Below are 8,050 nucleotides of genomic sequence, written 5' to 3'. Positions count from 1 at the left end.
AGATTTCAGCTAAATTGGAAGAAACATTATTTTTAATGTGGATTAAATTTAAACGTAACGTATTCATTTTCACGATGATTTACTGAAATCATGTGAAAGAATGTGCTGAAAATTATTTTTTCTCTGGCCACGCTATGGAAGGGATACCATTCAATTTAGCTTTAGCAAACAGATCTCCCTGAAACATCTCAATTCCTGCGGATTCAAGCCACATCCACTCTTCTGGTGTTGCCACGCCCATAGCACTGACTTGAATTTCAAGTGATGTACAGCATTTTATGATCGCCTGAATAATTGCCTGCCGTGGCCCACTTTTATGAACATTGGTAATCAATTCCTGACTGATTTTAATTCTGTCAGGCTGGAAGCGTGACAGGAGTAACAAACCAGCAAAACCTGCGCCAAAATGATCAATTGCTACACTGATACCAGCAGCCTTTAGCGATTTAATCGCTTCGGCAAACTCATCAAACCGAGATATGACTTCACTTTCAGTAAATTCAACGATGATTTGTTCAGGCACCAGAGCATTGGCCTTTATTTCATTAAGTAAAAAAGAGACTGCGTCAGGTTCGTTAACCAGGGTCATAGGTAATAGATTGATTGAAATCATTTTATCACCGAGCTCAAGTGCGTGTGCCATCGTGAATGCAAGCGCCTTACTTTTGAGATCCGCTGTGTAGATTTCCCCGTCTTTACGCTGCCCAACCGCTATGGCTGATGGGCTATCTTCATTTTTTTGCACAATGGCTTCAAAAGCGATTATCCGCCGCGATAAGGGATCGACAATAGGATGAAAGGCAAAGTGGTCGTTTATAGTTGGTGAAAGGGCACAGGAATCAAGTTCTTTATCAGATCCGTCAGCGATAAAAAGCCAGGAGTCTTCGGCAGGGATCTCGAAATAGGTTGATTGTTCGGTTGCAAGGACAAAAGTACGAAAAAATTGTAGCGCTCTGTCATCATAAGTTAGCTGAAATTTTGATGTGCCTTTGTCGAATACGGCCTGTAAAACGTCATCTCGCTCGTGCAGGCGCAAATCAAATAATTCCATTCCCGCTTTGCCAAAACGGCGAGCAGGCGCGTAATCGCACAGCAGCTCAACAATATTATAGTGCCGTGGATCCTGGCATATAGCCCGATATATCATTTTAACCTGTTCTTCCGGACCTTCCAGAAGCTGGAAAAAATGAGAACCATTAAACAGTAAGATCCCTGTTACGTCAGACTGCATGTTCCTGCGATTTGCTATCGAAACCATTTCTTCGATTTTTTTGACAGGTTCGTCGTCACGTATATGGCTACGATAAATAAGGGTGGTAAGCATTAACAATCCAGGGTAATGGGTGAGGCGAGAGTAAGACGGTAACAGACATATCTTCTTGTGTCTTTCTTTTAATACCAAAACATAACCGTTTCTTTACATTGATAAAAAATGGAAAAAGTTGAACACTAGTTGGCGAAAAATCTTGTATAGATTGTCAGTTAAATGATGCAATATGTTTTATCATAACACATTGTTTTATATGCATTAGCACTAATTGCAAAAAATTAATTTATCATTCTGTACACATATTTCGTACAAGTTTGCTATTGTTACCTCACTTAACATTGATTAACATTTTTAACAGAGGCGTAGCATGCATCAAAATTCAGTGACTTTAGATTCTGCGGGAGCAATCACTCGTTACTTTGCAAAAGCTAACTTGCCTACTCAGCAGGAAACTCTCGGGGAAATTGTGACTGAGATTTTGAAAGATGGACGTAATCTGAGTCGAAAGTCGCTTTGTGCCAAACTTCTTTGCCGACTGGAACACGCGACTGGGGAAGAGGAACAGAAACATTATAATGCACTAATTGGGTTGCTTTTTGAATAATGCAACAGCCTGATTATTTAACAGGTTAGCTATGAAGTCGTTATGAAGACATCTGATAATGAACGTATAAAATATGAAATTACTGGCCAGGCGGTGATCCAGATACTGCGCATGAAGATAAATTTTTCATTGCAGACTCTTATTAAGCAATTACTCGTAATGAAATCGGCTGAGGAAGATGCTTTCCGACGCGATTTAATTGACAGCATAATTCGTGATTTTAGCAATAGTGATTCAGGAGGGCCAAACCGAAGAACAGCGACAGCTGACAATAAAAGTATGTTCAATGGTAAGAAAATAAACAGAATACATTAAAATTTCATAAGTAAGATGAGAGGTTACCATGCTTGAAGATACTACAATTCATAATGCAATAACTGATAAAGCGTTAGCAAGTTACTTTCGCAGTTCGGGTAATTTGTTAGAAGAAGAGTCGGCAGTGTTAGGGCAGGCTGTCACCAATTTAATGCTTTCAGGCGATAATGTTAATAATAAAAATATTATCTTAAGTCTGATACACTCCCTGGAAACAACAAGTGATATTCTCAAAGCTGATGTGATTAGAAAAACACTGGAAATCGTGTTGCGATACACAGCTGATGATATGTAACTTCTAATTATTAAGTATAAGTTTATAGAAAACTCATTCATCTTATTTTTGTCTGTCGCTTTAGACTATACACAGCATAATTTTATTGGGTTAATATTTCTACGAGGCTGACATGAATAATTCAATCCCAGAGAGATTTATTTTTCAATGTGCTTTGTTTAAAAATCTCGAGAGGGAGGTGTTCATGACGCATGGGTATGTTGATAGTCATATTATTGATCAGGCTTTACGCTTGCGTTTAAAAGATGAAACCAGTGTGATTCTTTCTGATCTCTATCTGCAAATATTGCAGTACATTGAAATGCATAAGACTACACTAACGGATATCATTATTAATGACAGGGAATCCGTGCTCTCTTAGAACTTGAGTAAGGTTTTAGAATAAACATCAGCTGTATCACCATGCTGATGCAAAGTGAGCATTTCAGGCGTTATGCTTTCTTATTATGTCCGCAATATCAGGTGTCAAGAATGGAGAGTTCTCGCTCTCCATTCTTGACGCCTGATATCCCGCCTAACTTATTTTGTACTGCCTACATTATGCTCAATAATTAATGGGTTAGATCAAGATGGAGAAAATTTTATCTTCGGCGTGGATATTTCTTATGCTCTCTACCATGCTCTCTGTAGATGCCAGCGCGAGCGAATGAATGGCATTTTCATGTATTAAACCCTTTGGCCGGGACAAGCAAATGCGCAATACACTCATACCCATCCTCGTTGCGATATGCTTGTTTATTACCGGTGTCGCTATTTTGAACATCCAGCTCTGGTATTCCGCAAAAGCAGAGTACCTGGCGGGAGCGAGATATGCCGCCAACAATATCAATCATATACTTGAAGAAGCGTCACAAGCGACTCAAACAGCGGTTAACATTGCCGGGAAGGAATGCAACCTCGAGGAGCAATATCAGCTTGGCACTGAAGCAGCTCTGAAACCTCACCTGCGCACAATCATCATTCTCAAACAGGGAATAGTCTGGTGTACATCCCTGCCTGGGAATCGGGTCCTGTTGTCTCGTATTCCTGTTTTCCCGGACAGTAATTTACTGTTGGCTCCAGCAATCGACACCGTTAATAGATTACCTATCCTGCTCTATCAGAACCAATTTGCAGATACGCGCATTTTGGTTACGATAAGCGATCAGCATATCCGTGGGGCACTTAATGTACCCTTGAAAGGGGTAAGGTATGTATTACGCGTGGCGGATGACATTATTGGACCAACGAGTGATGTGATGACGCTTAATGGACATTATCCCTATACCGAGAAGGTTCACTCCACAAAATATCATTTCACTATTATCTTTAACCCGCCGCCACTCTTTAGCTTCTACAGACTTATCGATAAAGGCTTTGGGATTTTAATATTTATTCTGTTAATCGCCTGCGCCGCTGCCTTCCTGCTTGATAGATATTTCAATAAAAGCGCAACGCCTGAAGAGATCCTGCGACGGGCAATAAATAATGGGGAGATCGTCCCTTTTTACCAACCTGTGGTAAATGGTCGGGAAGGGACATTGCGGGGAGTTGAGGTGTTAGCCCGCTGGAAACAACCTCACGGTGGATATATATCACCCGCGGCATTTATTCCACTTGCTGAAAAATCCGGATTAATCGTTCCGCTTACGCAAAGCCTGATGAATCAGGTTGCCAGACAGATGAACGCTATCGCGAGTAAATTGCCGGAAGGTTTTCATATTGGAATTAATTTTAGCGCTTCGCATATTATTTCGCCGACGTTTGTCGACGAGTGTTTAAATTTCCGTGACAGTTTTACCCGCCGCGATTTAAACCTTGTTCTGGAAGTCACCGAGCGTGAGCCATTGAATGTTGATGAAAGTCTGGTTCAGCGGTTGAACATTCTGCATGAAAATGGTTTTGTCATCGCGCTGGATGATTTCGGTACTGGCTACTCAGGGCTTTCTTATCTTCATGACCTGCATATTGATTATATCAAAATTGATCACAGTTTCGTTGGCCGCGTAAACGCAGACCCAGAATCAACCCGAATTCTGGATTGTGTATTGGATCTGGCGCGTAAACTTTCGATCAGTATCGTCGCTGAAGGTGTCGAAACGAAAGAACAACTTGACTATCTGAACCAAAATAATATCACATTTCAGCAGGGTTATTATTTCTATAAACCTGTTACATACATCGACCTGGTCAAAATTATCCTTTCTAAACCGAAGGTGAAGGTTGTGGTTGAGTGAAAATTGATCAGTAAGGCCATAGTGCGGTGTAATTATAGACAGCTAATTAGCTCGTTGCCTCTTGTTACTATTGTTCATTATTTTGTTTGCTATAATTGTTTGAAAGTTTTGACAGGATTGCCATTAGTAGCATGAACAATAGTAATAATCTGGATTATTTCACTCTCTATATCATCTTTTCCATTGCATTTATGCTGATCACCCTCCTGGTCATCCTTATTGCAAAACCCAGTACCGGGCTGGGAGAAGTGCTTGTGACGATAAATTTGCTTAATGCCCTTGTTTGGCTGGCGATCAATCTGGTTAATCGATTAAGGGAAAGACTCGTCAGCCACAGGGATCAGCAATAATCTTTCAGTTTCTCACTGTCAGTATGCGGCTGAATGGGTTGCTGGCAGTGAATGCCTGGATCATTGAAGTAAAGGAATTATTGCGCAAATAGTTGTCAACCCTGGTGTTATCACAGTTGTTTTTATATGTCATTGAAATAATTTTTATTGCAACTATCAATGATTGTGATGTCGAAGAGTTATTTGTTAAACAAAATCGTCACCTCAAAGTGATCAATGTCATGAAAATAAGGTGAAAAATGATAATGCCGACTTATTTATCATTTATATATTGTCGCTGTTTATCTATTTAAATTTTTTGTGCTTTTGTTTTTGTCTTTACCCTCCGTTTTGGTAATCTGAGCTCATAGGTTATTTGACCAGGAATGTTTGTTAATCCAATGAATGGATGGTTAATCTATGAAACTGAAAAAACTCCCCGGGTTTAGTTTGGGACTTATTGCTCTGGCGGTGGGTAATGCATATGCTGAACAGTTTATTCAGCACGATGAATATAAACATGCTGTGGCAATAAAAGATGGAAAAGTAAAAGATATTGATAATGCGCTAGTTATAACAACGGGTAATGGAAGTTACGGGTATCCGTTGCAGGAGAGGGTAGCAAGTTAACCATTAACAATGGCGTCATTGTAACAACGGGCGGTTTATATCCTTCTGACAATAGTCCTCTAAGCACAGCATTAACAGCTAGCGCAATCGTAAGTGAATTTGGCGGTGCTGTTATTTTGCAGGGTAAAAACACGATTGTCACAACGGGGGATTACTCAATTGGTTTGCTAAGTCAAACGAGTGGAAACCTGAATACTGACACCATAATAAGAGTCAACTCTGACGGTTCGGTTACCCCCTCTTTTTCTGACGGAGATGATACATTTATTGTTACTGCGGGTAATCACGCAGTCGGCGTTCTTGCGTGTGCATCTCCCGGAAGCGCGCGTGCGTGTGTATCTTCTCTTGATGAAGAAAGTACTACCGATACAGGAAGTAATGAAAATAATGCCATAGCAAAACTGGATATGGCAAAAGGGGAGATCACAACCCACGGAACAGAAAGTTATGCCGCGTACGCTAATGGCACTGTCGTCAAGGCTGGTGACACGCTTGATTATACCAATGCCAGCGTTACATTAACCGATGTTGATATCACCACGCATGGGGACAATGCTCATGCCATCGCTGCCCGCCAGGGGACAGTTTCATTTAACCAGGGAGAAATTTATACAACGGGTCCTGACGCCGCGACTGCTAAAATTTATAATGGCGGCACGGTGACGCTGAAAAATACATCTGCAGTCGCGCATCAGGGGTCTGGAATTGTGCTGGAGTCTTCCATAAATGGTCAGGAAGCAACGGTAGATATTTTATCTGGTAGCTCACTACGGTCAGCAAATGAAATCCTCTACCATAAAAATGAGACGAGTAACGTGACCATTACGGATAGTGAGGTATCATCGGCTGCAGATGTTTTTATCAATAATATTAAAGGTCATTTGACCGTCGATGCAACTAATTCAAAAATAACGGGTTCAGCTAATATTTCAACAGATGTTAACACTCATACCTATCTGTCGCTTTCAGATAATAGTACCTGGGATATTAAAGCTGACTCAACGGTGAGCAACCTCACGGTTGATAATAGTACGGTCTATATTTCCCGGGCAGATGGACGGGATGTCGAACCAACAAGATTAACAATAACTGAAAATTACGTTGGTAATAATGGCGTATTGCATCTCAGAACTGAATTGGGTGATGATAATTCAGCTACGGATAAAGTCGTTATTAATGGAAATACCTCTGGAACAACCCGAGTTAAAGTTACCAATGCAGGAGGCAGCGGAGCTTACACGTTAAATGGGATAGAGATTATCAGCGTTGAGGGGGAATCAAATGGGGAATTTATTAAGGATTCGAGGATTTTCGCCGGTGCCTACGAATATTCATTAACCCGAGGTAATACCGAAGCGACCAATAAAAACTGGTATCTGACTAACTTCCAGGCAACGAGCGGCGGTGAAACAAACTCCGGAGGAAGTTCAGCGCCTACTGTTGCGCCTACCCCCGTCCTGCGCCTCGAAGCTGGAAGTTACGTCGCCAACCTGGCAGCCGCTAACACTCTTTTTGTTATGCGTCTGAACGACCGTGCGGGTGAAATGCGCTACATCGATCCTGTAACTGAACAGGAGCGTTCAAGCCGACTTTGGCTACGTCAAATTGGCGGGCATAATGCCTGGCGTGACAGCAACGGACAGTTGAGAACGACCTCGCATCGCTACGTCTCGCAGTTAGGGGCCGAGCTGTTAACCGGTGGTTTTACCGACAGTGACAGTTGGCGTTTGGGAGTGATGGCTGGTTATGCCCGCGACTACAACTCAACTCATTCCAGCGTGTCGGATTATCGTTCGAAAGGGAGTGTCAGAGGCTATTGCGCAGGGCTGTATGCCATTTGGTTTGCCGATGACATCAGTAAAAAAGGCGCATACATTGACGCCTGGGCGCAATATAGCTGGTTTAAAAACTCGGTGAAAGGGGATGAATTAGCCTATGAATCCTATAGTGCGAAAGGCGCAACCGTCTCGCTGGAAGCGGGTTACGGCTTTGCCCTGAATAAATCCTTTGGTCTGGAAGCGGCGAAATACACGTGGATATTCCAGCCACAGGCACAGGCTATCTGGATGGGCGTCGATCATAATGCGCACACCGAAGCCAATGGCTCACGTATTGAGAATGACGCAAATAACAACATCCAGACCCGACTTGGTTTCCGCACCTTTATTCGTACTCAGGAGAAAAACAGCGGTCCGCACGGTGACGACTTTGAACCTTTTGTTGAAATGAACTGGATCCATAACAGTAAAGATTTTGCTGTCTCAATGAACGGTGTGAAAGTCGAACAAGATGGGGCGAGTAATTTGGGGGAAATTAAACTTGGCGTAAATGGCAACCTGAATCCAGCGGCCAGCGTCTGGGGGAATGTGGGCGTGCAGCTGGGTGATAATG

General features: G+C 42.2%; 9 protein-coding genes. 8 read left to right on the top strand and 1 reads right to left on the bottom strand.

Going from position 1 to position 8,050, the window contains the following annotated elements:
• Positions 1–112: 112 nt before the first annotated feature.
• Positions 113–1,324, bottom strand: a complete 1,212-nt coding sequence (gene bluF / locus QZF50_RS21485) for a blue light-responsive regulator BluF (RefSeq protein ID WP_001299269.1) — start codon at positions 1,322–1,324, stop codon at positions 113–115.
• A 313-nt stretch (positions 1,325–1,637) separates the two neighbouring features.
• Here bluF and ycgZ point away from each other — a divergent pair, with 313 nt between their 5' ends.
• The 8 genes from ycgZ to QZF50_RS21450 all read left to right on the top strand — a co-directional run.
• Entirely contained in the window at positions 1,638–1,874 is a 237-nt protein-coding gene (gene ycgZ / locus QZF50_RS21480; protein WP_000554144.1) for a regulatory protein YcgZ, read from the top strand.
• Between the two features lie 42 nt (positions 1,875–1,916).
• Positions 1,917–2,189, top strand: a complete 273-nt coding sequence (locus QZF50_RS21475; protein ID WP_000857995.1) for a two-component-system connector protein YmgA — start codon at positions 1,917–1,919, stop codon at positions 2,187–2,189.
• 28 nt (positions 2,190–2,217) lie between these two features.
• Positions 2,218–2,484, top strand: a complete 267-nt coding sequence (gene ariR / locus QZF50_RS21470; protein WP_000888772.1) for a biofilm/acid-resistance regulator AriR — start codon at positions 2,218–2,220, stop codon at positions 2,482–2,484.
• A gap of 112 nt (positions 2,485–2,596) precedes the next feature.
• The gene (gene ymgC / locus QZF50_RS21465) at positions 2,597–2,845 is read left to right on the top strand and encodes a protein YmgC (RefSeq protein ID WP_001065752.1); all 249 of its coding nucleotides are present in this window, start codon (positions 2,597–2,599) and stop codon (positions 2,843–2,845) included.
• Positions 2,846–3,176: 331 nt separating this feature from the next.
• Complete coding sequence (locus tag QZF50_RS21460; protein WP_001748310.1) at positions 3,177–4,700, top strand: cyclic diguanylate phosphodiesterase; 1,524 nt, start codon at positions 3,177–3,179, stop codon at positions 4,698–4,700.
• 131 nt (positions 4,701–4,831) lie between these two features.
• A complete protein-coding gene (gene ymgF / locus QZF50_RS21455) occupies positions 4,832–5,050 on the top strand; it encodes a cell division-associated protein YmgF (RefSeq protein WP_001299921.1) in 219 nt (72 codons plus the stop codon).
• 399 nt (positions 5,051–5,449) lie between these two features.
• Positions 5,450–5,659: a hypothetical protein gene (locus tag QZF50_RS23765; protein ID WP_001307135.1), complete on the top strand. Its 210-nt coding sequence runs from the start codon at positions 5,450–5,452 to the stop codon at positions 5,657–5,659.
• A gap of 116 nt (positions 5,660–5,775) precedes the next feature.
• The coding region (locus tag QZF50_RS21450; protein WP_356947819.1) for an ECIAI39_1904 family autotransporter adhesin at positions 5,776–8,050 on the top strand (2,275 nt) is incomplete at its 3' end.

The organism is uncultured Escherichia sp., from assembly GCF_948475835.1.
GTDB lineage: Bacteria > Pseudomonadota > Gammaproteobacteria > Enterobacterales > Enterobacteriaceae > ECMA0423.
Note: the sequence above shows the minus strand (reverse complement) of the source record. Positions and strands in the feature narration are given on the sequence as shown.

Bases quoted from the DNA above. Each gene is read 5' to 3' on its own strand.
- QZF50_RS23765 (WP_001307135.1), top strand. From the start codon at position 5,450: ATGAAACTGAAAAAACTCCCCGGGTTTAGTTTGGGACTTATTGCTCTG.
- ycgZ (WP_000554144.1), top strand. From the start codon at position 1,638: ATGCATCAAAATTCAGTGACTTTAGATTCTGCGGGAGCAATCACTCGT.
- ymgF (WP_001299921.1), top strand. From the start codon at position 4,832: ATGAACAATAGTAATAATCTGGATTATTTCACTCTCTATATCATCTTT.
- QZF50_RS21460 (WP_001748310.1), top strand. From the start codon at position 3,177: ATGCGCAATACACTCATACCCATCCTCGTTGCGATATGCTTGTTTATT.
- ariR (WP_000888772.1), top strand. From the start codon at position 2,218: ATGCTTGAAGATACTACAATTCATAATGCAATAACTGATAAAGCGTTA.
- QZF50_RS21475 (WP_000857995.1), top strand. From the start codon at position 1,917: ATGAAGACATCTGATAATGAACGTATAAAATATGAAATTACTGGCCAG.
- ymgC (WP_001065752.1), top strand. From the start codon at position 2,597: ATGAATAATTCAATCCCAGAGAGATTTATTTTTCAATGTGCTTTGTTT.
- bluF (WP_001299269.1), bottom strand. From the start codon at position 1,324: ATGCTTACCACCCTTATTTATCGTAGCCATATACGTGACGACGAACCT.